The organism is Streptomyces sp. NPDC002784 (assembly GCF_053592135.1).
On sequence record NZ_JBSFVD010000001.1, the window covers coordinates 175561 to 200006 of the forward strand.

Annotated in this window: 22 protein-coding genes and 1 riboswitch; of the genes, 11 read left to right on the plus strand and 11 right to left on the minus strand. The window is 70.2% G+C overall.

Annotation, left to right across the window (positions count from 1 at the left end; genetic code table 11):
- Window positions 1-32: 32 nt before the first annotated feature.
- Window positions 33-1310 carry an extracellular solute-binding protein gene (locus tag ACWD1Z_RS00835; RefSeq protein WP_451114379.1) on the minus strand — a complete coding sequence of 426 codons (1278 nt, stop codon included), beginning with the start codon at window positions 1308-1310 and terminating at the stop codon, window positions 33-35.
- Window positions 1311-1618: 308 nt separating this feature from the next.
- On the opposite strand from ACWD1Z_RS00835, the gene ACWD1Z_RS00840 reads away from it, so the two are divergent.
- From ACWD1Z_RS00840 to ACWD1Z_RS00880, 9 genes are all read left to right on the plus strand, one after another.
- Window positions 1619-2383: a GntR family transcriptional regulator gene (locus ACWD1Z_RS00840; RefSeq protein WP_451114381.1), complete on the plus strand. Its 765-nt coding sequence runs from the start codon at window positions 1619-1621 to the stop codon at window positions 2381-2383.
- A 231-nt stretch (window positions 2384-2614) separates the two neighbouring features.
- Window positions 2615-4750: a carbon starvation CstA family protein gene (locus tag ACWD1Z_RS00845; RefSeq protein WP_451114383.1), complete on the plus strand. Its 2136-nt coding sequence runs from the start codon at window positions 2615-2617 to the stop codon at window positions 4748-4750.
- Window positions 4725-4922, plus strand: a complete 198-nt coding sequence (locus ACWD1Z_RS00850) for a YbdD/YjiX family protein (RefSeq protein WP_451114385.1) — start codon at window positions 4725-4727, stop codon at window positions 4920-4922. Before ACWD1Z_RS00845 ends, ACWD1Z_RS00850 begins: the two co-directional genes overlap by 26 nt.
- Before the next feature lie 109 nt (window positions 4923-5031).
- The gene (locus ACWD1Z_RS00855; protein ID WP_451114387.1) at window positions 5032-5286 is read left to right on the plus strand and encodes a DUF3311 domain-containing protein; all 255 of its coding nucleotides are present in this window, start codon (window positions 5032-5034) and stop codon (window positions 5284-5286) included.
- Window positions 5283-6878, plus strand: a complete 1596-nt coding sequence (gene mctP / locus ACWD1Z_RS00860) for a monocarboxylate uptake permease MctP (protein ID WP_451114389.1) — start codon at window positions 5283-5285, stop codon at window positions 6876-6878. Before ACWD1Z_RS00855 ends, mctP begins: the two co-directional genes overlap by 4 nt.
- Before the next feature lie 71 nt (window positions 6879-6949).
- The gene (locus ACWD1Z_RS00865) at window positions 6950-7456 is read left to right on the plus strand and encodes a GNAT family N-acetyltransferase (protein ID WP_451114391.1); all 507 of its coding nucleotides are present in this window, start codon (window positions 6950-6952) and stop codon (window positions 7454-7456) included.
- Between the two features lie 52 nt (window positions 7457-7508).
- Window positions 7509-7633, plus strand: a riboswitch (cobalamin riboswitch).
- A 122-nt stretch (window positions 7634-7755) separates the two neighbouring features.
- A complete protein-coding gene (locus ACWD1Z_RS00870; RefSeq protein ID WP_451114393.1) occupies window positions 7756-10113 on the plus strand; it encodes a ribonucleoside-diphosphate reductase subunit alpha in 2358 nt (785 codons plus the stop codon).
- Window positions 10113-11126 (plus strand): ribonucleotide-diphosphate reductase subunit beta, encoded by a 1014-nt coding sequence (locus ACWD1Z_RS00875; protein WP_451114394.1) that lies wholly within the window; start codon window positions 10113-10115, stop codon window positions 11124-11126. The genes ACWD1Z_RS00870 and ACWD1Z_RS00875 overlap by 1 nt, the downstream gene beginning before the upstream one ends.
- Before the next feature lie 226 nt (window positions 11127-11352).
- Window positions 11353-12318 carry a GlxA family transcriptional regulator gene (locus ACWD1Z_RS00880; protein ID WP_451114395.1) on the plus strand — a complete coding sequence of 322 codons (966 nt, stop codon included), beginning with the start codon at window positions 11353-11355 and terminating at the stop codon, window positions 12316-12318.
- A gap of 4 nt (window positions 12319-12322) precedes the next feature.
- Here the strand turns inward: ACWD1Z_RS00880 and ACWD1Z_RS00885 are convergent, their stop codons facing one another.
- The 10 genes from ACWD1Z_RS00885 to ACWD1Z_RS00930 form a co-directional block, all read right to left on the minus strand.
- Window positions 12323-13699: a bifunctional albaflavenone monooxygenase/terpene synthase gene (locus ACWD1Z_RS00885; RefSeq protein ID WP_451114397.1), complete on the minus strand. Its 1377-nt coding sequence runs from the start codon at window positions 13697-13699 to the stop codon at window positions 12323-12325.
- Window positions 13696-14781 carry an epi-isozizaene synthase gene (gene cyc1, locus ACWD1Z_RS00890; RefSeq protein ID WP_451114399.1) on the minus strand — a complete coding sequence of 362 codons (1086 nt, stop codon included), beginning with the start codon at window positions 14779-14781 and terminating at the stop codon, window positions 13696-13698. Before cyc1 ends, ACWD1Z_RS00885 begins: the two co-directional genes overlap by 4 nt.
- Before the next feature lie 290 nt (window positions 14782-15071).
- A complete protein-coding gene (gene def / locus ACWD1Z_RS00895; RefSeq protein ID WP_451114401.1) occupies window positions 15072-15722 on the minus strand; it encodes a peptide deformylase in 651 nt (216 codons plus the stop codon).
- 61 nt (window positions 15723-15783) lie between these two features.
- On the minus strand, window positions 15784-16764 hold the full coding sequence (locus ACWD1Z_RS00900) for a tetratricopeptide repeat protein (RefSeq protein WP_451114403.1): 981 nt from the start codon (window positions 16762-16764) through the stop codon (window positions 15784-15786).
- 118 nt (window positions 16765-16882) lie between these two features.
- Window positions 16883-18211 (minus strand): HD-GYP domain-containing protein, encoded by a 1329-nt coding sequence (locus ACWD1Z_RS00905; RefSeq protein ID WP_451114405.1) that lies wholly within the window; start codon window positions 18209-18211, stop codon window positions 16883-16885.
- Window positions 18127-19419 (minus strand): HD-GYP domain-containing protein, encoded by a 1293-nt coding sequence (locus ACWD1Z_RS00910; RefSeq protein ID WP_451114407.1) that lies wholly within the window; start codon window positions 19417-19419, stop codon window positions 18127-18129. The genes ACWD1Z_RS00905 and ACWD1Z_RS00910 overlap by 85 nt, the downstream gene beginning before the upstream one ends.
- 124 nt (window positions 19420-19543) lie before the next feature.
- A complete protein-coding gene (gene rsrA / locus ACWD1Z_RS00915; RefSeq protein ID WP_451114408.1) occupies window positions 19544-19846 on the minus strand; it encodes a mycothiol system anti-sigma-R factor in 303 nt (100 codons plus the stop codon).
- The gene (locus ACWD1Z_RS00920) at window positions 19843-20538 is read right to left on the minus strand and encodes a sigma-70 family RNA polymerase sigma factor (protein WP_451114410.1); all 696 of its coding nucleotides are present in this window, start codon (window positions 20536-20538) and stop codon (window positions 19843-19845) included. Before ACWD1Z_RS00920 ends, rsrA begins: the two co-directional genes overlap by 4 nt.
- A 257-nt stretch (window positions 20539-20795) precedes the next feature.
- Window positions 20796-21425: an alpha/beta hydrolase family protein gene (locus ACWD1Z_RS00925; protein WP_451114412.1), complete on the minus strand. Its 630-nt coding sequence runs from the start codon at window positions 21423-21425 to the stop codon at window positions 20796-20798.
- Window position 21426: 1 nt separating this feature from the next.
- Entirely contained in the window at window positions 21427-22242 is an 816-nt protein-coding gene (locus ACWD1Z_RS00930) for an SOS response-associated peptidase (RefSeq protein WP_451114414.1), read from the minus strand.
- 50 nt (window positions 22243-22292) lie between these two features.
- On the opposite strand from ACWD1Z_RS00930, the gene ACWD1Z_RS00935 reads away from it, so the two are divergent.
- Together ACWD1Z_RS00935 and aroA are read left to right on the plus strand one after the other, a co-directional pair.
- A complete protein-coding gene (locus tag ACWD1Z_RS00935) occupies window positions 22293-23006 on the plus strand; it encodes a M50 family metallopeptidase (protein ID WP_451114415.1) in 714 nt (237 codons plus the stop codon).
- A 110-nt stretch (window positions 23007-23116) separates the two neighbouring features.
- Window positions 23117-24433, plus strand: coding sequence for a 3-phosphoshikimate 1-carboxyvinyltransferase (gene aroA, locus ACWD1Z_RS00940; protein ID WP_451114417.1), 1317 nt, complete (start codon window positions 23117-23119; stop codon window positions 24431-24433).
- The last annotated feature ends 13 nt before the right edge of the window (window positions 24434-24446 follow it).

A 24446-nucleotide genomic window follows, 5' to 3' on the forward strand; every position in this document is an offset into this window, starting at 1 on the left:
GGCCGCTGCGAGCGGCCCCCGGCCCGGCGCGTCTACTGCTGCTGCGACAGACGCTTGTTGAACTCCTCCTCGACCTGGGCTGCCGCCTCGGCCGGGGACTTTCCGTTCAGCACGGCGGTCATGTAGGTCTTGATCGGGTTGGGCGCGTTCTCGACGGCGGCCCATTCGGCGATCAGCGGCGTGGTGCCACCGCCCGCGGCGGCCGGCGCGGCGGCCTCGGCGACGACGTTGCCCTCCAGGTTGCTCTGCAGCGACTCCTTGTTGGGGATGACGCCGTTGAGCTTGGCGAGCTGGCCCTCGTGCTTGTCGGACAGCGCGATCCGCAGGAACTCCTTGGCCAGCTCCTGCTTCTTGCTGCCCGCGGCGACGGCGAGGTTGGAGCCGCCGAGGAAGACGCCCTCGGGCTTGTCGGCCGTGGGACCGGGGATGGTGAAGTAGCCGATCTCCTTCTCGATCTTCGGGTTGGCCTCGATGGCGATGCCGGCTTCCCAGCCCATGCCGATGAAGGCGCCGACGTTGCCCTTGCCGAAGACCTCGCCCTGCTGCGGGGTGGCCTCGTCCTTGTCCTTGGGGGCCTCGGAGAGGGACTGGAACTTCTTGTACGTCTCCATGGCGGCGGCGACCTTGGGGTCGTCGAGGTTGGAGACGTACTTGTCGCCGTCCTTCTTCACCAGTTCGGCGCCCTCACCGATGGTGAGGCCGACGAAGTGGTACCAGTTCTGGCCGGGCAGGTAGATCGGCTCGGCGTCGGTCTTCTCGCCGATCGTCTTCAGGTCCTCGTAGAACTCGTCCCGGGTCTTGGGGGTGTCCTTGATGCCCGCGTCGGCCCAGACGCTCTTGTTGTAGAGGACGACACGGTTGGCGAAGTACCAGGGCGCCGCGTACTGCTTGCCCTCGAAGACCGAGGAGTTGTTCAGCGACTCGGTCCACTCGGCGCCGATCTCGGCCTTCAGGTCGGCCAGGTCGGCGAGGCCGCCGGTCTTGGCGTAGGCCGGGGTCTGGGTGTTGCCGATCTCGAAGACGTCCGGCGGGTTCTCCTCCGACAGGGCGGTGGTGAGCTTCTGCTGGATGCCGTTCCACTGCTGGATCTCGAACTTGACCTTCGCCTTGGTCTTCTTCTCGAAGGCGGCGGCGACGTCCTTCTGCCACTGGTCGGGGGAAGAACCGTCCATCACCCAGACGGTGAGGGTCTGGCCCGCGTACCCGTCCGCGCCGGCCTTGCCGCCCTCGTCGCCGTCGTCGCCCCCGCACGCCGCGATGGAGACCATCATTGCCGCGACACCGATCGCGGATATCAGCTTGCGCTTCACGCCACCCTCCTCAGGGATGCCCATGAACCCCCCGCCCATGGGCCGGGACCTGGACCAATGGTGTAGACCAGTACCCGGAGCTTGGACCAGACCAAAAATCCTGTCAAGGGGGCCGGAACCCGCTCTGACCAGCCGTTATGTGACCTACATATGCAGGAACCTTTAAGTAAGAAGCCAGCGAAAACACCGGCACCGGAGTACTCTCGTCCGCTAGACCACTTGGCTCTATGGACTAGACCAAAAGTGGTGGTGAGGGTATACAGAGGGGATCACGAGGTGACCCGCATCCGGAGCCGGGAAGGCAGAGCATGAGCACCGACGTCAGCAGTGCGGAGAACGAGGGTGGGGCGACCGTCCGTACCGCGCGCGTGCCCAAGTACTACCGCTTGAAGAAGCATCTGCTGGACATGACGGAGACACAGGCGCCGGGCACTCCCGTCCCGCCCGAGCGGACGCTGGCCGCGGAGTTCGACACCTCCCGCACGACGGTGCGTCAGGCCCTCCAGGAACTGGTCGTCGAGGGCCGCCTGGAGCGGATCCAGGGCAAGGGCACCTTCGTCGCCAAGCCGAAGGTCTCCCAGGCGCTCCAACTCACCTCGTACACCGAGGACATGCGTGCCCAGGGCCTCGAACCGACCTCGCAGCTGCTGGACATCGGCTACATCACCGCCGACGACCGCCTCGCCGGGCTGCTCGACATCACCGCGGGCGGGCGCGTGCTGCGCATCGAGCGCCTGCGCATGGCCAACGGCGAGCCGATGGCGATCGAGACGACCCACCTGAGCGCCAAGCGCTTCCCGGCGCTCCGGCGCAGCCTGGTGAAGTACACATCCCTCTACACCGCGTTGGCCGAGGTCTACGACGTCCATCTCGCCGAGGCCGAGGAGACCATCGAGACCTCGCTGGCCACCCCCCGCGAGGCGGGCCTGCTCGGCACGGACGTGGGCCTGCCGATGCTGATGCTCTCCCGCCACTCCCTGGCCCGGGACGGCCGGCCGGTGGAGTGGGTGCGGTCGGTGTACCGGGGCGACCGCTACAAGTTCGTGGCGAGGCTGAAGCGGCCGCAGGAGTAGGGCCGTCGCGAGGCTGAAGCGGCCGCAGGAGTGAGCCCGGGCGGCAGCGGCGTCGGCCGGGGGTCCGGGGGTTGCCCCCGGGACAACACAGCGTGGCGAGGCTGAAGCGGCCGCAGGAGTAGGGCCAACGCGATGTTGCAGCGGCCGCAGGAGTAGTGCTCGCGGTGTAGCGCCCCTTCCCTTCCGGCACTACGGTCCTCCCCGTCATCGCATGGACGGGAGGACGACCCGGTGCGCACCGCGAACACTCGAACCATCGTCATCTGGACCCTCGTCGGACTGGTCGGCGCCACCGGCTGGGCGGTACTCGCGCTGGCCCGCGGGGAGGACGTCTCCGCCGCCTGGATGGTCGCCGCGGCCCTCGGCTCGTACGCCATCGCCTACCGCTTCTACGCCAAGTTCATCGCGTACAAGGTCCTGAAGGTCGACCGGACCCGGGCCACCCCGGCGGAACGGCTCGACAACGGCATCGACTTCCACCCCACCGACCGGCGCGTGCTGCTCGGCCACCACTTCGCCGCGATCGCCGGCGCCGGACCGCTCGTCGGGCCGGTGCTCGCGGCGCAGATGGGCTATCTGCCGGGCACCATCTGGATCATCGCGGGCGTCATCTTCGCAGGCGCGGTCCAGGACATGGTGGTGCTGTTCTTCTCCACCCGCCGCGACGGCCGTTCGCTCGGCCAGATGGCCCGCGAGGAGATCGGCCCGTTCGGCGGCGCGGCGGCGCTGCTCGCCGCCTTCGCCATCATGATCATCCTGCTCGGGGTGCTGGCCCTGGTCATCGTCAACGCCCTGGCCGAGTCGCCCTGGGGCACCTTCTCCATCGCGATGACCGTCCCGATCGCCCTGCTGATGGGCGTCTACCTGCGAGTCCTGCGCCCCGGCCGGGTCAGCGAGGTCTCCCTCATCGGCGTGGGACTGCTGCTGCTCGCGCTGGTCGCGGGCCGCTGGGTGGCCGAGTCCTCGTGGGCCGACGCGTTCACGCTCGCGCCCTCCACGCTGGTGATCTGGCTGGTGGCGTACGGCTTCATCGCCTCGATCCTGCCGGTGTGGATGCTGCTCGCGCCCCGCGACTACCTCTCCACCTTCATGAAGATCGGCACGATCTTCCTGCTCGCCCTCGGTGTCGTCGTCGCGCTGCCGACGCTGAAGATGGACGCGGTGACCGACTTCGCCTCACGCGGCGACGGCCCGGTGTTCGCGGGCTCCCTGTTCCCGTTCGTCTTCATCACCATCGCCTGCGGAGCCCTCTCCGGCTTCCACTCCCTGATCTCCTCCGGTACGACGCCGAAGATGATCCAGAAGGAGACGCAGGTCCGGATGATCGGCTACGGCTCCATGCTGATGGAGTCGTCGGTCGCCGTGATGGCGCTGGTCGCCGCCTCGGTCGTCGACCCGGGCCTGTACTTCGCGATGAACGCGCCGGCCGGTGTCATCGGTGACTCGGTGCAGAACGCCTCGCAGGTGGTGGGGAGTTGGGGCTACCAGATCTCCCCCGAGGACCTCGCCCAGGCCGCGAAGAACGTCGAGGAGGCGAGCCTGCTCTCCCGCACCGGCGGCGCCCCCACGCTCGCCGTCGGCATCTCGGACATCTTCTCCCAGATCACCGGGGACAGTCTGCGGGCCTTCTGGTATCACTTCGCGATCATGTTCGAGGCGCTGTTCATCCTGACCGCGCTGGACGCCGGCACGCGCGTGGGCCGGTTCATGCTGCAGGACACCCTGGGCAACGTCTACCGCCCCTTCAAGGACGTCAGCTGGAAGCCCGGCCTGGTCATCTGCAGCGCGATCGTGTGCGGCCTGTGGGGGTACTTCCTGTGGGTGGGCGTCCATGAACCCCTCGGCGGCATCAACCAGTTGTTCCCGATCTTCGGCATCTCCAACCAGCTGCTGGCCGCCGTCGCGCTGGCCGTCTGCACCACCCTGCTGGTGAAGTCCGGCCGCCTCAAGTGGGCGTGGATCACCGGCGTTCCGCTCGCCTGGGACGCCACGGTCACGCTGACCGCCAGCTATCAGAAGGTGTTCTCCAGCGACCCCAAGGTCGGCTTCTTCAAGCAGCGCCAGGTCTTCCAGGACGCCATCGACGACGGCAGGATCCTGCCGCCCGCCAAGACCATGGACGACATGCACACCGTCGTCACCAACTCCACCGTGGACGGCGTCCTTTCGGCGGTCCTCGCCCTGCTCGTCGTCATCGTCGTCGTGGACGCGGCGCGTGTCTGCGTCCGGCACGTCCGCCGCCCCGCGCTGTCCACGCTCAGCGAGGCACCGTACGTCGAGTCGAAGATCGTCGCCCCGGCCGGGCTGTTCCCGACCCGCGAGGAGAAGGAGGAGCAGCGCGATGCGGTCACTGCGGCGGGTTCTTAGGGCCGTGCGCTGGTACGTCCGCGAGCTGACCGGCGAATCGGCCTACGACCGCTATGTGGCGCACGTGCGCAGGGACCACCCCCTGGCGCCCGTGCCGACCCGGCGCTCCTTCGAGCGGATGCGGACGGACCGGCAGGAGTCGGACCCGCGCCAGGGTTTCCGGTGCTGCTGAGGCCGGTTGGCCGGACCGATATGCGGACGAGGGGTTCCGTTTCTGCGACACCGTGACCTAGATTGCCTGCGCGTTTCACAGGTGATCAGCGAGGGGACGGAGCCGTCAGATGTCACAAGCCCCAGAGGCGAGCGGAGAGCCGGTGGTGACGCCTGTGCGCGTCGTCATCGGCCTCTGCCTGTTCGCGCCCTTCGTGGCGATGCTGTGGGTCGGGTCGTACGCGAAGGCCGACCCGGCCTTCATAGGCATCCCGTTCTTCTACTGGTACCAGATGGCCTGGGTGGTCCTGTCGACCGCGCTGACGATGGTCGCGTACAAGCTGTGGCAGCGTGACCAGCGCGCACGTCGTGGAGGCGGCAAGTGAACGACGGCGTGAACGGCGTCGCACTCGCCGTCTTCATCTTCTTCTTCCTGGCCGTCACGGTCATGGGCTTCCTCGCCGCGCGCTGGCGCAAGGCCGAGAACGAGCACAGCCTCGACGAATGGGGCCTGGGCGGACGGTCGTTCGGCACCTGGGTCACCTGGTTCCTGCTCGGCGGCGACCTGTACACGGCGTACACCTTCGTGGCGGTCCCGGCGGCGATCTACGCGGCCGGCGCGGCGGGCTTCTTCGCGGTGCCGTACACGATCCTCGTCTACCCGCTGATCTTCACGTTCCTGCCCCGCCTGTGGTCGGTCTCCCACAAGCACGGGTACGTGACGACGTCGGACTTCGTGCGCGGCCGCTTCGGCTCCAAGGGCCTGTCGCTGGCGGTGGCCCTGACCGGCATCCTCGCCACCATGCCGTACATCGCGCTGCAACTCGTCGGCATCCAGGCGGTGCTGGACGTGATGGGCGTCGGCGGCGGGGAGGACACCAACTGGTTCATCAAGGACCTGCCGCTGCTGATCGCGTTCGGTGTGCTGGCCGCGTACACCTACTCCTCGGGGCTGCGCGCCCCGGCGCTGATCGCCTTCGTCAAGGACACCCTGATCTACCTGGTGATCGCGGTGGCGATCATCTACATCCCGATCAAGCTGGGCGGGTTCGACGACATCTTCGCCGACGCGGGCGAGAAGTTCACGACCACCGGGGTGGGCGGTCTCGTCCCGCCGGAGGCCGGCCAGTGGACGTACGCCACCCTGGCGCTGGGCTCGGCGCTGGCGCTGTTCATGTACCCGCACTCGATCACCGCGACCCTCTCCTCCGGGAGCCGTGAGGTGATCCGCCGCAACACCACGATCCTGCCGCTGTACTCGCTGATGCTCGGTCTGCTCGCGCTGCTCGGCTTCATGGCGATCGCGGCCGGGGTGAAGGTGGACAACGGCCAGCTGGCGATCCCGCAGCTGTTCGAGAACATGTTCCCGGACTGGTTCGCGGGCGTGGCCTTCGCGGCGATCGGCATCGGCGCCCTCGTACCGGCGGCCATCATGTCCATCGCGGCGGCGAACCTCTTCACCCGCAACATCTACAAGGACTTCATCAAGCCGGACGCCACCCCGCAGCAGGAGACCAAGGTCTCCAAGATCGTGTCCCTGCTGGTGAAGGTGGGCGCGCTGGCCTTCGTCCTGACGATGGACAAGACGGTCGCCATCAACTTCCAGCTGCTGGGCGGCATCTGGATCCTGCAGACCTTCCCGGCCCTGGTCGGCGGCCTGTTCACCCGCTGGTTCCACCGCTGGGCGCTGCTCGGCGGCTGGGCGGTCGGCATGCTCTACGGCACGGTGGCGGCGTACGGTGTCGCCTCGCCGACCCAGAAGCACTTCGGCGGCTCGTCGAAGGAGATCCCCGGCATCGGGGAGATCGGCTACATCGGCCTGACGGCGTTCGTGCTGAACCTGGTCGTCACCGTGGTCCTGACCTTCGTCCTGAGGGCGGCGAAGGCCCCCGAGGGCGTCGACGAGACGAGCCCCGAGGACTACACGGCGGACGCGGGCGACCCGGGCGTGCAGAAGGAACTGAAGCCGATTCCCTGACCGGGAACCCCACCCGCAGCGGGCCGCCGATGCAGGACATCGGCGGCCCGTCGTCGTCCACACTCGACCGCATGGACTTCCAGATCCGGCCGGTGGAACCCGCCGAACACGACGAACTGGGCGAGATCACCGCCCGCGCCTACCTCCAGGACGGCCTCCTCACCTTCGGCGAGGACGACTGGTACCTCGGCGAACTCCGCGACGTCGCCAAGCGGGCGGCAGCCGCCGAGGTCCTGGTGGCCGTGGAGAGCGGCCGGCTCCTCGGCGGCGTCACCTTCGTCCCGACCGGCGGCCCCATGGCCGATCTCGCCCGCCCCGGGGAGGCGGAGATCCGCATGCTGGCGGTGGCGCACGCGGCCCGCGGCCGGGGCGTGGGAGAGGCCCTCGTGCGCGCCTGCGTCGACCGGGCGCGCACGACGACGGGGTGCACGGGCATCGTCCTGTCCACCCAGTCCCTGATGCACACCGCCCACCGCATCTACGAGCGCCTCGGCTTCCGGCGCGCCCCGGAGCGCGACTGGAACCCGATCCCGGAGCACGGCGACTTCACTCTCCTCACCTATGAGTTGACGCTCTGAAGCCGACGCGACACAACATCTGGGGGTGACATCGCGGGGCGGCACAAGATGTATGCTCGTGCTCGCTGTCGCCGCAGGGGAATCCGGTGCGAATCCGGAACTGTCCCGCAACGGTGTACTTGGGCACATCTGTGCCCGATCGTCAGTCCGAGGACCTGCCGACAGCGCACCCGGCCGTCCGGTCCGGGTGCCAGACGTCCGGGCCTCGAGGAATGGGCCGGTGGACGCGACGCCCCGTGCGCTCGTGAGCTGCCGCCTGCCCTCCGCAAGGCCCCGTGCCGAGCGAGGGAGAGCCCCCAGTGACCATCGCGCCAGCCGACCCGGCTTCAGCTTCAGCCGCCCAGGTGGAGACCGACGGTCCCGGAACCGCGCTGCTGCGGACCCTGACCGAGCTGACCTCCGACCTCCCCGACGCCGACCCCGGCCGGGTCGCAGCCGCCGCGCTGCGCGGCCGGTCCGCCCGCGCGGACGAGGCGGAGTTGCGTGAGCTGGCCACCGAGGCGGCGGCCGGGCTCATCTCCGAGGACCCCGCCTACTCCCGGCTGGCCGCCCGGCTGCTCACCCTCGGCATCCGCGAGGAGGCCGCCTCCCAGGGCGTCACGTCCTTCACCGGGTCGGTCGCGGTCGGCCACCGGGAGGGACTCATCGCCGACCGGACCGCGGAGTTCGTACGGATCCACGCCGAGCGCCTGGACGCGCTGGTCGACCCGGGCGCCGACGACCGCTTCGGCTACTTCGGACTGCGCACCCTGCACAGCCGGTACCTCCTGCGGCACCCCCTCACCCGCAAGGTCGTCGAGACCCCCCAGCACTTCCTGCTCCGCGTCGCCGCCGGCCTCGCCGAGGACGACACCGTCCGCGCGCTGGACGAAGTCGCCGCGCTCTACCGGCTCATGAGCCGTCTCGACTACCTCCCCTCCTCCCCCACGCTCTTCAACTCCGGCACCCGGCACCCCCAGATGTCGTCCTGCTACCTCCTCGACTCCCCCAAGGACGAGCTGGACTCCATCTACGACCGCTACCACCAGGTCGCCCGGCTCTCCAAGCACGCCGGCGGCATCGGGCTGTCGTACTCCCGCATCCGCGCCCGGGGTTCGCTGATCCGCGGCACCAACGGGCACTCCAACGGCATCGTCCCGTTCCTGAAGACCCTGGACGCCTCCGTCGCCGCCGTGAACCAGGGCGGCCGCCGCAAGGGAGCCGCCGCGGTCTACCTGGAGACCTGGCACTCCGACATCGAGGAGTTCCTGGAGCTGCGCGACAACACCGGTGAGGACGCCCGCCGTACGCACAACCTCAACCTCGCGCACTGGGTGCCGGACGAGTTCATGCGCCGGGTGAACGCCGATGAGCCGTGGAGCCTGTTCTCCCCCGCCGACGTGCCCGAGCTGGTCGACCTGTGGGGCGAGGAGTTCGACGCGGCGTACCGCGAGGCGGAGGCGAGCGGGCTCGCCCGCCGGACCATCCCCGCCCGTGACCTGTACGGCCGCATGATGCGCACCCTCGCGCAGACCGGCAACGGCTGGATGACCTTCAAGGACGCCGCCAACCGCACCGCCAACCAGACCGCCCTGCCGGGCCATGTGGTCCACTCCTCCAACCTCTGCACCGAGATCCTGGAGGTCACGGACGACGGGGAGACCGCGGTCTGCAACCTGGGGTCGGTCAACCTCGGTGCCTTCGTCGACCGGGGCGGCATCGACTGGGAGCGCCTGGACGAGACGGTCCGCACGGCCGTCACCTTCCTCGACCGGGTCGTCGACATCAACTTCTACCCGACCGAGCAGGCGGGCCGCTCCAACGCCAAGTGGCGCCCCGTGGGCCTGGGCGCGATGGGCCTGCAGGACGTCTTCTTCAAGCTGCGGCTGCCCTTCGACTCGCCGGAGGCCAAGGCGCTCTCCACCCGGATCGCCGAGCGCGTGATGCTCGCCGCCTACGAGGCCTCCGCCGACCTCGCCGAGCGCAACGGCCCGCTGCCGGCCTGGGAGAAGACCCGTACCGCGCGGGGCGTCCTGCACCCCGACCACTACGACACCGAACTCACCTGGCCCGAGCGGTGGTCGGCGCTGCGCGGCCGGATCGCCGAGGTCGGGATGCGCAACTCCCTCCTCCTCGCCATCGCGCCCACCGCCACCATCGCGTCCATCGCCGGCGTCTACGAGTGCATCGAGCCGCAGGTGTCCAACCTGTTCAAGCGCGAGACGCTGTCCGGTGAGTTCCTCCAGGTCAACTCCTACCTGGTGCAGGAGCTGAAGGCACTGGGCGTCTGGGACGCCCGCACCCGCGAGGCGCTGCGCGAGGCGAACGGCTCGGTGCAGGACTTCGGGTGGATCCCGGAGGAGGTGCGGCGGCTGTACCGCACGGCGTGGGAGATCCCGCAGCGCGGGCTGATCGACATGGCCGCGGCCCGGACCCCGTTCCTGGACCAGTCCCAGTCCCTGAACCTCTTCCTGGAGACGCCGACCATCGGCAAGCTCTCCTCGATGTACGCGTACGCCTGGAAGTCCGGGCTGAAGACGACGTACTACCTGCGCTCGCGCCCGGCGACCCGCATCGCCCGCGCGGCCCAGGCCACCGTCCCCGTCCCGCAGGCGACCTCCGAAGAGGCCGTCGCCTGCTCCCTTGAGAACCCCGAGTCCTGCGAGGCCTGCCAGTAATGACCACCCGTAACCAGAATCTCCTCGACCCAGGCTTCGAGCTGACCCTGCGCCCCATGCGCTACCCCGACTTCTACGAGCGCTACCGGGACGCCATCAAGAACACCTGGACCGTGGAGGAGGTCGACCTCCACTCGGACGTCACCGACCTCGCCAGGCTCACGCCCTCCGAGCAGCACCTGATCGGCCGGCTGGTCGCCTTCTTCGCGACGGGCGACTCGATCGTGGCGAACAACCTGGTGCTGACGCTGTACAAGCACATCAACTCCCCCGAGGCGCGGCTGTACCTGAGCCGCCAGCTCTTCGAGGAGGCCGTGCACGTCCAGTTCTACTTGACGCTGCTGGACACCTACCTCCCCGACCCGGAGGACCGGGCGGCGGCCTTCGACGCGGTGGAGAGCATCCCCTCCATCCGCGAGAAGGCCGGGTTCTGCTTCAAGTGGATCAACGAGGTGGAGAAGCTGGACCGCCTGGAGACCCAGGCCGACCGCCGCCGCTTCCTGCTCAACCTGATCTGCTTCGCCGCTTGCATCGAGGGCCTGTTCTTCTACGGCGCCTTCGCGTACGTCTACTGGTTCCGCAGCCGGGGCCTGCTGCACGGCCTGGCCACCGGCACCAACTGGGTGTTCCGCGACGAGTCGATGCACATGAGCTTCGCCTTCGACGTCGTCGACACCGTCCGCAAGGAGGAGCCGGAGCTCTTCGACGACCAGCTCCGGCAGCAGGTCACCGACATGCTGCGGGAGGCCGTCGAGGCCGAGCTGCAGTTCGCGCGCGACCTGTGCGGTGACGGCCTCCCGGGCATGAACACCGACTCGATGCGGCAGTACCTGGAGTGCGTCGCCGACCAGCGGCTGACCCGCCTCGGCTTCACCCCGGTGTACGGCTCGGAGAACCCCTTCTCCTTCATGGAGTTGCAGGGGGTTCAGGAGCTCACCAACTTCTTCGAGCGGCGTCCTTCGGCGTACCAGGTCGCGGTGGAGGGCACGGTCGACCTGGACGAGGACTTCTGAGCACCGGCCTGCTGAGCACCGGCCTGCCGGAGCTGGCGGTCGGTCCGGCGCTCGTGGCGCAGGCCCACGAGCGCCGGGGCGGCGAGCAGAAGGAGGAGAACGGTCACGGTCAGAGTTCCGAGGAATGCGTCCATGAGGTAATCGTCGTACCGGGCCGACACTCCTGACAGTGGCAGGACTGCCGTACACCATCGAATTACTGCCACCTCCGTGCGACACTGACCACATGCTGAGAAACGTGGCGGTGGCCCTGCTCGACGGCGTGCATCCCTTCGAACTCGGGGTGGTCTGCGAGATCTTCGGTCTCGACCGCAGCGACGAGGGGCTGCCGGTGTACGACTTCGCGGTCGTCTCGGCCGAGGGCCCGGCGCTGAGCACGCACATCCCCGGGTTCACGGTCTCCACCCCGTACGGCCTCGACCGCCTGGAGGAGGCCGATCTGATCGCCGTGCCGGCCGGCAGCGGCTACCTCGGCCGGGAGTATCCGCCCGCGCTGCTCGACGCCCTGGTACGGGCCGTGGACCGGGGCGCCCGGGTGCTCAGCGTCTGCTCCGGCGTCTTCGTGCTCGGCGCGGCCGGGCTGCTGGACGACAGGCGCTGCGCGGTGCACTGGCGGCAGGCCGACGAGCTGGCCCGGCGCTTCCCGCGCGCGGTGATCGAGCCGGACGTGCTGTACGTGGACGAGGACCCGGTGATCACCTCTGCGGGCACGGCCGCCGGCATCGACGCCTGTCTGCACCTGGTGCGCAAGGAGGAGGGCGTGGAGGTCGCCAACGCCATCGCCCGGCGCATGGTGGTGCCGCCGCACCGGGACGGCGGGCAGGCGCAGTACATCGACCGCCCGCTGCCCCGCTCCCAGTGCGACACGGTCGGCGATGTCCTGACCTGGATGGAGCGGCATCTCGACGAGGAGGTCACCGTCGAGCAGCTCGCCGACCTCGCGCACGTGTCGCCGCGCACCTTCGCCCGCCGCTTCCAGCAGGAGACGGGCACCACGCCCTACCGCTGGATCCTGCGGCAACGCGTCCTGCTGGCGCAGCGGTTGCTGGAGACCACGGACGAGACGGTGGACGCCGTCGCGAGCCGGGCCGGGTTCGGCACCGCGGCGGCGCTGCGCCACCAGTTCGTCCGTACCCTCGGGACCACCCCGAACGCCTACCGGCGCACCTTCCGGGGCCCCGAGGCGGCCTGAGCCGTCACCTGGGCACCGGCTTGAGCAGCAGGTTGTGCGGCCGGAGCGTGATGCCCACCCGGGTGCCGTCCTGGGATCCGGGCACCTGCTCGAAGTAGTACTTCGAGGCCACCGCCGCCGTGATCAGCGTCAGCTGCGCCATGGAGAAGTGGTCGCTCGGGCACTTGCGGTTGCCCACGCTGAACGGGCTCATGGCGTATTTCGGGACCTCCTTCGCGCGTTCCGGAAGCCAGCGGTCGGGGTCGAAGCGAAGGTTGTCCCGGTACGACTCCGGGTCGCGCTGGATCGCATACGGGCTGTAGATGATGTCCGCCCCCGCCGGAATGCGATACCCGCCGAGCTGGGTGTCGGTCACCGCCCGGCGCGTCAATATCCAGACGGCCGGACGCAAACGCATCGCCTCGACGACGACATTGTTGGTGTGCCGCAGCGCCCGGACATCCGCGAATGCGACGGGTCGGCCGCCGGTGACGGATTCGACCTCCGCGGCCACCCGGTCGGCTTGCTCAGGATGTTCCGCGAGCACCTGCAGCAGCCACATGACCGTGGACGCGACGGTTTCGCTGCCGGGGGTGAGTATCGCGACGACCTGGTCGTGGATCTCCTGTTCCCCGATCGGTTCGCCATTGTCGTCCTTCGCCTCCAGCAAGGCCGTCAGCAAATCGTCCGGCTTTTGACCAGATGCCCGCCGCTCGGCCACGATCTCGTCGACCAGGAGATGCAAATCGGCCAACGCCCGGTTGAATTTGCGGTTCGGCGGGAGAGGCAGCCGGTAGAGCGGCCCGGCCGGTATCACCATCCGGCGGTACATACCGCGGAAGACGGTGGCGAGCGCAATGCACAGCCGCTCGGCCCGCTCGTCCATGAAGTCGCCGCGCAGCAGACAGCGGGCGGCGATCCGGACGGCCACCCGGAAGGACTCCGAGGTGCAGTCGATCGTCTCGCCGGGCCGCCAGCGCACGGTCAGCGCATGCGCCTCCTCCTCCATGATCGGCCCGTACGCGGGGATCGCGTCGAGCCGGAACGCGGGCTGGATGGTGCGCCGCTGGCGCCGGTGCCGGGGGCCGTTGGCGGTGGCCACGCCCTCCTTGCCGAGCAGGCCCTCGAGGGACTCCCACAGCGGCCCGTCGATCTTGAAGTCGGGGCTGAGGGCCAGGGCGCCGGTGAGGTGCGGAGCGGTGACCGCGTACACCGTCTTGGGGCCCAGCCGCAGCCGGACGACATCCCCGTGCGCGCGCAGCGCCGCCATGAACGCGAGCGGGTCGCGCACCAGTTTCCAGCCGTGTCCGAGAAGCGGGACACCGCCGCCGGCGACAGGCGGTTCTCGGAGTTCCGATTCCGCATATATCTGCGCTTCGGGCTTAGCAGACTCGACGGTCATTTCTCACCTGCCGCTTCGTTGTTGACGTACGGGGGCGTGGACCGGTCGTCCCAGCTGTCGACCATGTACCGGCCGGACTCGTGGTGGAACCAGTAGACGGTGCTGAACCAGTTGCGCATATTGCAGACGCAGGCCCTCACCGCGGCACTCATTTCCTTTCCCTGCAGGGTGCCGTCGTCGAGATCGTCGGCGAGGCGCAGGGCGGCCCGCTCGGCGACCAGGAATTCGGATATGCATTCCTCTATGCGCCGCCGGAGTTCCACCACCGCTTCTTCCAGAGTCAGTCCGTGATGCTTGATGAGACTGATTCCGAGATTGTGCACCTCATCGCCCGCTATTTCCTTGGGCAGTGAACAGAGGTCGTTGTACCAGGCGGCGAATTCCTGGCTCAGCAGCGCCGCCCGCCGAAATGCGGGGTGTTTCCGTACCGCATCCGGGAGTTCACATCCGGCGCTCGGCTCCAGCAGATCGGTCCAGATCCAGTGCGCGAAGGTGAGGCGGCGCAGGGCGAGGTAGTCCTCGACCGTGGGGATGATCCCGTGCGTGCGGTTGTGGAATTCCCGGTCGTAGGCCTCGATCACCGTGTGGAAGTGCCGGGCGAACCGGGCGTTCCACGTCGGCGGCAGGAAGGAGTACAGCCGCACCATGCTGTCCGCGAACCCGGCCACCAGCGGGTCCTCGTGGTGCAGGTGGTCCTGGGGGGAGTCGAGGGCCGTGTGCAACCGGAACCTCAGCCGCCGCCAGGCGGACGGGCGGCGGTGCACGATGTCGCGGTCGTGCCGGTCGTCCCAGACGAAGAACCACGCGCTGTAGTCCGCAATGGCCTGGAGGACGTCCTCGGGGGCGCCGATGTAGTACCCCGCCATGAGGTCGGTGTAGCAAAGACCGTCGGCATATTCCGCCACCTTGTCCGCCGGCATGAGGCGTTTTTCCAGCAGCCAGGTGCGCGTGTTCTCCTGAAGCCGCGGCCAATACGGGTGCAGTTGCCTCGGAAACGCCGACTCGATCACCGGAAGGGACAGCGATGGTGGGACCGCGACCGCCGTCGGCGCAGATGTGGTGCTGTGTGAGAAAGCAGGCACGAACAAACCCCTCTCAGCCGCGAGTTGCGCACACCCCTCCCGCCGTGCCGGGCGTGCGCCGTTGCGTATCCCCGCACTTCCCATTCAGCACCACAACTGACCGATCTGGGAACGGATTTGCTCCATTCACTACCCCACAGTGCCGAGAATCTCCCCTTGTGTGACTGATTATGGATCAGTAGCTGCACGGATGGGATCGAATGTGCGACGCACAGACGAACGGCGCCTGGTCAGGAAGGGGTTCCTGCCCAGGCGCCGTGCGTTTGTGACGGGGGAAGCCTCGCGGGACGTCAGTCGTTGGCGACGACCGGGTAGCGGGGCTCGTTCTCGGCCATCTGCCGCAGCGCGTCCTTGCGTTCACGCTTGGAGAGCCGGTCGATGTAGAGGTAGCCGTAGAGATGGTCGGTCTCGTGCTGGAGGCAGCGCGCGAAGTAGCCGGTGCCGCGCACCTTGATCGGGTTGCCCTTCTCGTCCTGCCCGGTCACCTCGGCGTAGTCGGGACGGGCGAGCGGCGCGTACGCGGTCGGCACGGACAGGCAGCCCTCGTTGCTGTCGTCGAGCCGGCGCTCGTCCGCGGGCAGATCCACCAGCCTGGGGTTGCAGACGACGCCGACGTGCCGCGCCCCCTGGTCGTCCTGGCAGTCGTAGACGAAGACCTTGCGGTCCACGCCGATCTGGTTGGCGGCCAGGCCCACGCCCTCCGCGGTGCGCTGCGAGGCGAACATGTCCGCGATCAGCTGCTCCAGCTCCGGGCCGAAGTCGGTGACGTCCTGGCACTCCTTGTGGAGCACCGGGTTGCCCACCACGGTGATCGGCCGCGAGACACCCCGCTCGCGCCAGGCGCTCTCGCGCTCCTCGGTCTCCTCGGTGTCGATGACGAAACCCTCGTCGTCCACGGGGAGCACGCCCGCGTGCTGCTGATCGGTGTCCTGCTGCGCCATGACCGACGTACGCCTTCCTGGAAAACTGGGATTCGGTGCGGATACAGGGTACGGCGATGTGTCAGCAGACCTCTTCCAGATCCCGCCAGTCCCGCGCATCCGGGCTGTCCGCGACCCAGCCGTCCAGCAGCCCCCGCACCAGGGAAGCCGGCGCGGCCACCCCGCACTCGCGCTCCGGCACCCACAACTGCCCGTCCGTCCGGTGCCCGAGCGGCCCCGGGTGCCCCGGCTCGCTGTGGTCGTGCGGATCCAGGTGCTCCCCGTCGCCCTCGTCGGAGGGCATCCGGGACTCGGAGCAGGTCCGGCACAGCAGCCGTACCGAGGACGACCAGTCCTCCGCCGCGAACCCGGCGTCCGCCGCGAGCTGCTCCAGCGCGTCCCGGTCCTCCTCGGTCGCCGCCTCCAGCAGCACCACCCAGGTCGGCACCGGCGAGGGCGCCCACAGCTCGATCTCGTCGAAGACGGGGTAGGCGTGCCCCGCGGTGGTGGTCCGCTCGCCGTGCGGGACGCCGTCGTGCAGGACGACCTCGCCCCAGCGCCGCCCGGACGACGGCAGCGGGATCGACAGCACCTCGATCCGCGCCGGATCCAGTCGCCGCCCCCACACCACCTCGGCCTCCCCCTCCGGGGACAGCCGTACGGCCGCGCTGCCGAGGTCCATGCCGAGGGGCTCACCGGAGTCGGTGGCGCCGCCCGGCACCCGCAGCCCGTAGGCCTGCCAGGCCCGCCGGGCCAGCGGCCAGTCCTGGAGCGCGGTGGCGGCGATGCCGACGTTCCACCAGTCGGGCGCCCCGGTCTCCCGGTCGAGCAGTGCCACGGCCCTCAGGCCCGCCGCCCGCGCCTGTTCCCAGTCGTGCCGGAACTTGTGCAGCAGGGCGAGATTGAACCAGGACTCGGACAGCCAGGGCTCCAGATCGGCGGCTCGTGTCAGAAGCGCGCCCGCGTCCTCGTACCGACCGTCGCCGATCAGCGTGAACGCGCGGTCGGTGGCCTGCCGCCAGGAGGCGGAGGGCCGGTGACGTCCCTTGCCGAAGATCCTCACGATTCCCGCCTGCCAGTTCCGTGGAGTGGGCCGGCTGTGCCCCCGGACAACCTCTCGGAGACCCTCTCCCTTTCGCATCCAACCACGTACCGCTGGAGGGGCGCTCATTACCCATGGGTTACCCCACCGGACCCAGGGTCAGACAGTCTCTTGACAGCACTCTGGCCAGCGCCTCCACGACCTCGGGCGCGTAGTCGCCCGCGGTGCCCAGTCTCAGCTCCTCCAGCGCCGTCAGCGGCCCGCCCGGCCCGGCGCCCTGGGCCTTCTCCTCGTAGGCGTTCACCGCCCGTACGATCCGCGCGGCCACCGGCTGCTCGGGGTAGGGGTCGGCCTGCCGCTCGACGACCACGGCGACCGAGCCGTCGACACCGGTCTGGCGGACGACGGCACCGCCGAGCAGGGCGATCCTGCGCTGTTCGGCGGCGGGCAGGCCGGCGGTGGCGCCGCCCGGGACCGGGTCGACCAGGCTGAGCTGTCCGATGTCGTGCATCAGCGCCGCGTACTCCAGCACGGTGAGGTCGGCCCCGGCCAGGCCGAGGTCCCGGCCGACGGCGACGCTGAGCGCGGCGACCCGGCGGGCGTGACCGGGCGGGGTGCAGCCGGCGACCTCGGTGGCCCGGGCGAGGGAGGCGATGGTCTGCCGGTAGGTGGCGCGGACGGCGGCGTAGCGGCGGAAGGAGAGCTGGGTGAGCAGCAGCGGCAGACAGAACACGGGCAGCGCCCACAGCCCGACGACGGCCACCGCGAGCGCCATCACCGCGCCGGTCGCGCAGACGGCCGAGCCGATGCCGATGAGCGCCCGCAGCTCGTCCCTGAGCAGCGGGCCGAACGGCCATCCGGTCCTGGAGTGCGCGAGCGCGGCGACGAGCACGGCGTCGCACAGGGCGGTGAGGGCCAGCAGCGCGAGCAGCAGCAGCGCGTAGGCGGCGCCGCTCCACTCGTCGAAGACGCCCCGGTTGTACAGGGGCTGGAAGCAGACCGCGGCGAAGCCCACGGTGAGCACCCGCCGCGCCAGCTGGTCGGGCTCCGCGCTGCGGCCGCGGGCGATGTGCGGGGCGCTGCCGAGGAGGGCGGCGAGGACGACGACGGTGACGACCTGGAGCACGCCGTGGTGCGTGGGCTGCCCCGCCTCCTCGCCGAGCAGGGCGTAGGACAGGGCGCCCGCGGCGCCGAGCGGGGCGGCCTCGCGGACCTGGGCGCCGGTCCACCGGGCGACCTCGCCCACCGTGATGAGCAGCCCGAAGGCGAGGGCGGCGGGACGTTCCTCCAGACCGTTCCAGAGGGTGCCGGCGAGGGCGACGGCGGCCAGCAGGGCGGCCGAGCCATGGATGAGGACGCGGATCCACCCGGGCCGGGACGCGTTCACCGGTGCGCTTCCGGCCGGCCGGCGACCGGCGCGCCCTGCGCCGGCACCCGCCCCTCGCCCGCGGTGACCTCCGGATGCCATCCGGACCGCTCGATCACCCGCACCAGGGCCGACACCATCGCCGGATCGAACTGCGACCCCGCGCACCGCTGCAGCTCCGCCAGGGCCGCGGGGACGGGCCGGGCCCGCCGGTAGGACCGGGTGGACGTCATCGCGTCGAAGGCGTCGGCGACGGCCACGACCCGCGCGGGCTCGGGAATCTGCCCGCCCACCAGCCCGTACGGGTAGCCGCTCCCGTCGAGCCGCTCATGGTGGTGGAGTACGGCGGCCCGCGCCTCGCCGAGGAAGGAGATGCCCCGCACCATCTCGTGGCCGTACTCCGGATGCAGCTCGATGATCCGCCGTTCCTCGGGGGTGAGGGGCCCGTCCTTGCGCAGCAGCCGGGTGGGCACCCCGAGCTTGCCCACGTCGTGCAGGATCCCGGCGAACCGCAGCACCTCCACGCGCTCCGCGTCCATGCCCAGCTCGCGGGCGATCATCATCGAGGCCTGCCCGACGCGCTCGCTGTGTCCGCGGGTGTAGCCGTCCTTGATGTCGACGGCCTGCACCAGCGCCCGGATGGTGGCCTGATGGGCGGCCCGCTCCCGGTGGTACTGCGCGAACACCCACCAGGACACGCACATCGGCAGCAGCACGAGCAGCGCGGCGACCGGCCCGTAGGGGCTGCGCCACAGGACGGCCATCATCAGCCCGGCGAGGCCGTGCACGGCGACGGGTGCGAGGGAGCGCAGGAACAGCCCGCGCCAGGCCCGGCGCACCGGCACCCGCTCGGCCAGCGCGCGGATGCCCCCGTCGAGCAGGGCGAGCACCAGGCAGAAGGCCAGGACCGCGGCCCCGGCGGGCGCCAGGGCGTACGGGAAGTCGGGGGCGACGACCGCGTCCCGCCCGTCCAGCGCCCAGTGCACCCGGCCGGCGGCCCAGACGGCGAGCGCCAGCTGGGCGGCCCGCCACACCCGGCGCAGCACCGCGCCCTGGGAGAGCAGGGCACCGGGTACCGCCACCAGGGCGGCGGCGGGCGCGGGCAGCAGGAAGGCACCGGCGAGCAGGACCGGGTAGCAGGTGCCGGCGAAGCGCCGGCGGGCGATCTGCTCGCAGCCGGCGTACAGCGCGGCCAGGAGGGCGACGGCCCACCAGGGCGTACGGAGAGCCGGCAGCGGCAGCAGACAGAGCAGGGCGCCGAGGGCGACGCAGGCCACGTACACACGCGCCCGCGCGGGAATCCCCTCCATGTGCCCCTCCCCTGACCATGCCTGTCCGGGCTCCGGAGCCTAGGACGGCCAGGGGGGAGAGTGCGGGCGTATCACCCGCCGATTAGCACGTTCGAGTGACGACCGTCTGTTCCGGGGCAGGAGGTCAGGAGTCCTGCGGGGTCACGGTGACATCGTGCTCGGGCACGGCCTGACCTGAGCGGATCAGGTCCAGCCGCCCCAGGACCTTGGCCCTGAGGTCGGTCGGCACGTCGTCGTGACCGCAGCAGCGCTTCACGAGCTTCTTCACGGCCTCTTCGAGCCCGTACTTCTCCAGGCACGGCGAGCACTCCATGAAGTGCTGCTTGAACTTGTCGCGGTCGATGTCCGGCATCTCACTGTCGAGGAACTCGTACAGGTGGTCCAGGACTTCACTGCAGTCCGTCTCGTGCGGCTCTCCGCAGCTCATGAGCCCGAGCCTTTCGCTTCGTTCGACTCTCCGGCGCCCGCCGGGACCAGCCCGCGCTCACGGGCGTAGTCCTCCAGCATGCCGCGCAGTTGACGGCGGCCCCGGTGCAGCCGGGACATCACCGTACCGATGGGTGTCCCCATGATGTCCGCGATCTCCTTGTACGCAAAGCCCTCGACATCCGCGAGATAGACGGCGATGCGGAATTCCTCGGGGATCGCCTGGAGTGCTTCCTTCACGTCCGAGTCGGGCAGGTGGTCGAGCGCCTGCGACTCCGCGGAGCGCAGACCCGTCGACATGTGCGACTCGGCACGCGCCAGCTGCCAGTCCTCGATCTCCTCGGCCGCGGAGCGCTGGGGTTCACGCTGCTTCTTGCGGTAGGAGTTGATGAAGGTGTTGGTGAGGATCCGGTACAGCCAGGCCTTGAGGTTCGTGCCTTCGCGGAACTGGTGGAAGGACGCGTACGCCTTGGCGTAGGTCTCCTGCACCAGGTCCTCGGCGTCGGCCGGGTTGCGCGTCATGCGCAGGGCGGCCGAGTACATCTGGTCGAGGAATTCGAGCGCGTCCCGCTCGAAGCGCGCGGTGCGCTCGGCGCTGGTCTCCGCGGGCGTGTCCGTGCTCGCGCCCTGGCCCTCGGGCAGCTCCGCCTGGCCGTTGTCGGTCCCTGCGTCGGTACCGGTGACCGGACCCACCTCCTCAAGATTCCGGGCAGCACCGAGTCCGGTGCCACCAGAATCGGAGGATAGACGACTACCCGTTGCCGCCGCCCCTCGAATAGGAGCGGTCTTGCCCGCGTGCAGCACGGTCCAGTCCAGATCGCTGCGACTGCTGCGGGCCGGGCAGAAGGTCGAACCCATGCGGCGGACTTCCTCTCCTACGAACGTCGGTGCTGGTCGCCAGCACTCATGTCCGCCTCAACAGTGGTCCGGAGCCCGACATTCCCGAAGCTTCACCCACGTGACCGGGTCCACCGCACCACGGCGCCGGTGACGGCCTCGACGGCCTGCTCCTGGGTGATGCCCGCCCGCTTCGGCACGGCGAAGCCGTGGTCGCCGTACGGCACCTCGACCAGTTCGTAGGAGCCGTCGGGGAACTCCTCGGGCCTGCCGAAGGGGTCGTTGCCGCCCTGGACGACCAGGGTGGGCACCCCGGCGCCGAGCAGTTCCGCGGCGCGGGACTTCTCGGGCCTGCCCGGCGGGTGCAGCGGGAAGCCGAGGGCGAGGACGGCGTGGGCGCCTAGCTCGGTGGCGGTACGGCAGGCGACGCGGGCGCCGGCGCTGCGGCCGCCGGAGATCACCGGCAGGCCGGGCGCGGTCAGCGCGGGCCAGACGCCCCGCCAGCCGGTGTCGAGGGTCTTCGGGGCGGGGGCGACCTTCTTGCCGGCCACCCGCCAGGGCTGCTCCACCCGGGCGACGGTCACGCCGTGCGCGGGCAGGACCTCGGCGAGCGCCTTCAGGTCGCGTGCCTCGATGCCGCCGCCCGCGCCATGGCTGACGGCGAGCACGAGCCGTGCCTTCTTCGCAGGGTGCCAGGTGATACGGGCGTCCCCCGCGTCGGTGCTGATGATCTCGGTCGTCACATCAGAAGAGTGTGCCCTCCTCGGGGCCCTCCAGCTCCTTCAGCAGCTCGGGGCCGTTGTTGCGGACGCTGCTGACGGCGGTGGTCACCGGGTAGGCGCGCATCAGCCCGGCGGGCGGCGGGGCGAGCAGCTCGCGCAGGTCGTCGACGTCGGTGCGGGCCGGGTCGAGCCAGGCGTCCCAGCGGTCCGGGGTGAGCATCAGCGGCATCCTGGGGTGGATCTCGGCCAGCGCGTGCGGGCCCTCGGCGGGGGCCACGGCGAGCGGGGTCGTCTCCGCCTCGGTGGTGATCACGGAACAGGTGACCCACCAGGCCCCGGGATGGTCGTCGGGGAGGGTCTTGTCGCGCCAGAACTCGTAGAGACCGGCCATCGCGAACACCGACCCGTCGGCGGGGAGCACGAAGTACGGCTGCTTGCGCGGCCGCTTCTTCCTGCCCTCGACCTCCAGGTCCCGCTCCTGCTTGCCGGTGACCCACTCGTAGTAGCCGTCGGCGGGCAGGATGCAGCGGCGGGTGGCGAAGGCCCGGCGGTAGGACGGCTTCTCGTGGACCGTCTCGGCCCGCGCGTTGATCATCCGGGCGGCGCCCTCGGGTGTCTTGGCCCAGGACGGGACGAGCCCCCACTTGAGCTTGCGCAGCTGCCGGACCGGCCGCGGGTCACCGGCGTCCTTCACGGGGCGGTCGAGGACCGCGTAGACCTCTTTGGTGGGAGCGACGTTGTAGTCCGGCTCCAGGGTCTCCTCGGGCTCCCACTTCTCGATCTCAAAGATTCCTGCGAGATCCTCGGGCCTACGACTCGATGCATACCGTCCGCACATACGTGCCACACTGCCAGACTCCGCAGGAACACAGGGAGCACCCCGGACACATGGACAGCAGCACAGCGACCTCTCTCTGGGACGAACTGGTCGGCACCCAGAGCGAACCGGACCTGTGGGTCGTGATCGCGACCCTGGCAGCCGCCGTGGCCGTGGTCGTGCCGCAGGGCCTGTGGCGCCTCGCCCGCAACGCGATCACCATCGCCCACGAAGGCGGGCACGGCCTGGTGGCGCTGCTCACCGGCCGCCAGCTCACCGGGATACGGCTGCACTCCGACACCAGCGGCCTCACGGTCAGCAGAGGCAAGCCGCACGGCCTCGGCATGATCCTCACGGCGGCGGCGGGGTACACGGCTCCCCCCTTGCTCGGCCTGGGCGGTGCGGCCCTGCTGGGCGCGGGCCGCATCACCCTGCTGCTGTGGCTGGCCACGGCCCTGCTGCTGGCGATGCTGATCATGATCCGCAACGCGTACGGCGCCCTGACGGTCGTCCTGACGGGCGGCACCTTCGTGGTGGTCTCGTGGCTGGCGGGACCCCAGGTGCAGGCGGCGTTCGCCTACGCGGTGGTGTGGTTCCTGCTCATCGGCGGGGTGCGTCCCGCTTTCGAGCTACAGGCGAAGCGGGCGCGGGGCGGGGCGGGGGACTCGGACGCGGACCAGTTGTCGAGGCTGACGCACGTACCGGCGGGCCTGTGGCTGTTCCTCTTCCACGCGGTGTCGCTGTGTTCGCTGATAGGGGGCGGTCGCTGGCTGCTGGAGGCGTGACCAGCCCAGGTGAGGGGGCGGGACCGGTTCCGCATACGCCTCCGCCGCGCGGGCTCGACCAGCCACAACGGCGCAGCACCCGGACAACCGCGTCCTTATAGAGTGGGTCCATGGCCCCGAACGACGCACAAACCGCCCTCTGGCCCGCCCCCCACGCGCGCGGGGCCGTCGACGCGACCGTCCACGTGCCCGGGTCCAAGTCGGTCACGAACCGAGCCCTCGTGCTCGCGGCCCTGGCCAGCGAACCCGGCTGGGTCCGCCGCCCCCTCCGTTCCCGCGACACCCTCCTGATGGCCGGCGCGCTGCGCGCCATGGGCATCCAGATCGAGGAGGGCGTCGGCCCGGACGGCTCCGGCGAGGCCTGGCGGATCCTCCCGGCGGGGCTGCGCGGCCCCGCCACCGTCGATGTCGGCAACGCCGGCACCGTGATGCGCTTCCTGCCCCCGGTCGCCGCCCTGGCCGACGGCACCATCCGTTTCGACGGCGACCCGAGGTCGTACGAGCGCCCCCTGCACGGTGTGATCGACGCCCTGCGCGCCCTCGGTGCCCGGATCGACGACGACGGCCGCGGCGCGCTGCCGCTGACCGTGCACGGCGGCGGCGCCCTGGACGGCGGGCCGGTGGAGATCGACGCCTCGTCCTCGTCGCAGTTCGTGTCGGCGCTGCTGCTGTCCGGCCCCCGCTTCAACCAGGGCGTGGAGGTCCGGCACACCGGCTCCACGCTGCCCTCCGTGCCGCACATCCGGATGACGGTGGACATGCTGCGCGCGGTCGGCGCCCAGGTGGACACCCCCGAGTCGGGCGGTGAGCCGAACGTCTGGCGGGTCACGCCGGGCGCGCTGCTCGGCCGTGACCTGACCGTCGAGCCGGACCTGTCCAACGCCCAGCCGTTCCTGGCGGCCGCCCTGATCACCGGCGGCAAGGTGCTGATCCCCGCCTGGCCGTCCCGCACCACCCAGCCCGGTGACCGGCTGCGCGAGATCTTCACCGAAATGGGCGGTTCCTGCGAACTGACCGAGTACGGCCTGGAGTTCAACGGCTCGGGCGCCGTGCACGGCATCGACGTGGACCTGAGCGACGTCGGCGAGCTGACGCCGGGCATCGCGGCGGTCGCCGCCCTCGCGGACTCCCCCTCGACGCTGCGCGGGGTCGCGCATCTGCGGCTGCACGAGACGGACCGGCTGGCCGCGCTCACCAAGGAGATCAACGAACTCGGCGGGGACGTCACCGAGACCGCCGACGGTCTGCACATCCGGCCGCGCAGGCTGCACGGCGGCATCTTCCACACGTACGAGGACCACCGCATGGCGACCGCCGGCGCGATCATCGGCCTCGCGGTCGAGGGCGTGCAGATCGAGAACGTGGCGACGACGGCCAAGACCCTGCCGGACTTCCCCGAACTGTGGACCGGGATGCTCGGGAACTGACGGGCGGACCGGG

Bases quoted from the DNA above. Each gene is read 5' to 3' on its own strand.
- ACWD1Z_RS00850 (WP_451114385.1), top strand. From the start codon at position 4,725: ATGCGGTCACTGCGGCGGGTTCTTAGGGCCGTGCGCTGGTACGTCCGC.
- aroA (WP_451114417.1), top strand. From the start codon at position 23,117: ATGGCCCCGAACGACGCACAAACCGCCCTCTGGCCCGCCCCCCACGCG.
- ACWD1Z_RS00905 (WP_451114405.1), bottom strand. From the start codon at position 18,211: ATGGCATCCGGAGGTCACCGCGGGCGAGGGGCGGGTGCCGGCGCAGGG.
- rsrA (WP_451114408.1), bottom strand. From the start codon at position 19,846: ATGAGCTGCGGAGAGCCGCACGAGACGGACTGCAGTGAAGTCCTGGAC.
- ACWD1Z_RS00910 (WP_451114407.1), bottom strand. From the start codon at position 19,419: ATGGAGGGGATTCCCGCGCGGGCGCGTGTGTACGTGGCCTGCGTCGCC.
- ACWD1Z_RS00880 (WP_451114395.1), top strand. From the start codon at position 11,353: ATGCTGAGAAACGTGGCGGTGGCCCTGCTCGACGGCGTGCATCCCTTC.
- ACWD1Z_RS00930 (WP_451114414.1), bottom strand. From the start codon at position 22,242: ATGTGCGGACGGTATGCATCGAGTCGTAGGCCCGAGGATCTCGCAGGA.
- ACWD1Z_RS00855 (WP_451114387.1), top strand. From the start codon at position 5,032: ATGTCACAAGCCCCAGAGGCGAGCGGAGAGCCGGTGGTGACGCCTGTG.
- def (WP_451114401.1), bottom strand. From the start codon at position 15,722: ATGGCGCAGCAGGACACCGATCAGCAGCACGCGGGCGTGCTCCCCGTG.
- ACWD1Z_RS00935 (WP_451114415.1), top strand. From the start codon at position 22,293: ATGGACAGCAGCACAGCGACCTCTCTCTGGGACGAACTGGTCGGCACC.
- ACWD1Z_RS00875 (WP_451114394.1), top strand. From the start codon at position 10,113: ATGACCACCCGTAACCAGAATCTCCTCGACCCAGGCTTCGAGCTGACC.
- ACWD1Z_RS00840 (WP_451114381.1), top strand. From the start codon at position 1,619: ATGAGCACCGACGTCAGCAGTGCGGAGAACGAGGGTGGGGCGACCGTC.
- ACWD1Z_RS00885 (WP_451114397.1), bottom strand. From the start codon at position 13,699: ATGACCGTCGAGTCTGCTAAGCCCGAAGCGCAGATATATGCGGAATCG.
- ACWD1Z_RS00865 (WP_451114391.1), top strand. From the start codon at position 6,950: ATGGACTTCCAGATCCGGCCGGTGGAACCCGCCGAACACGACGAACTG.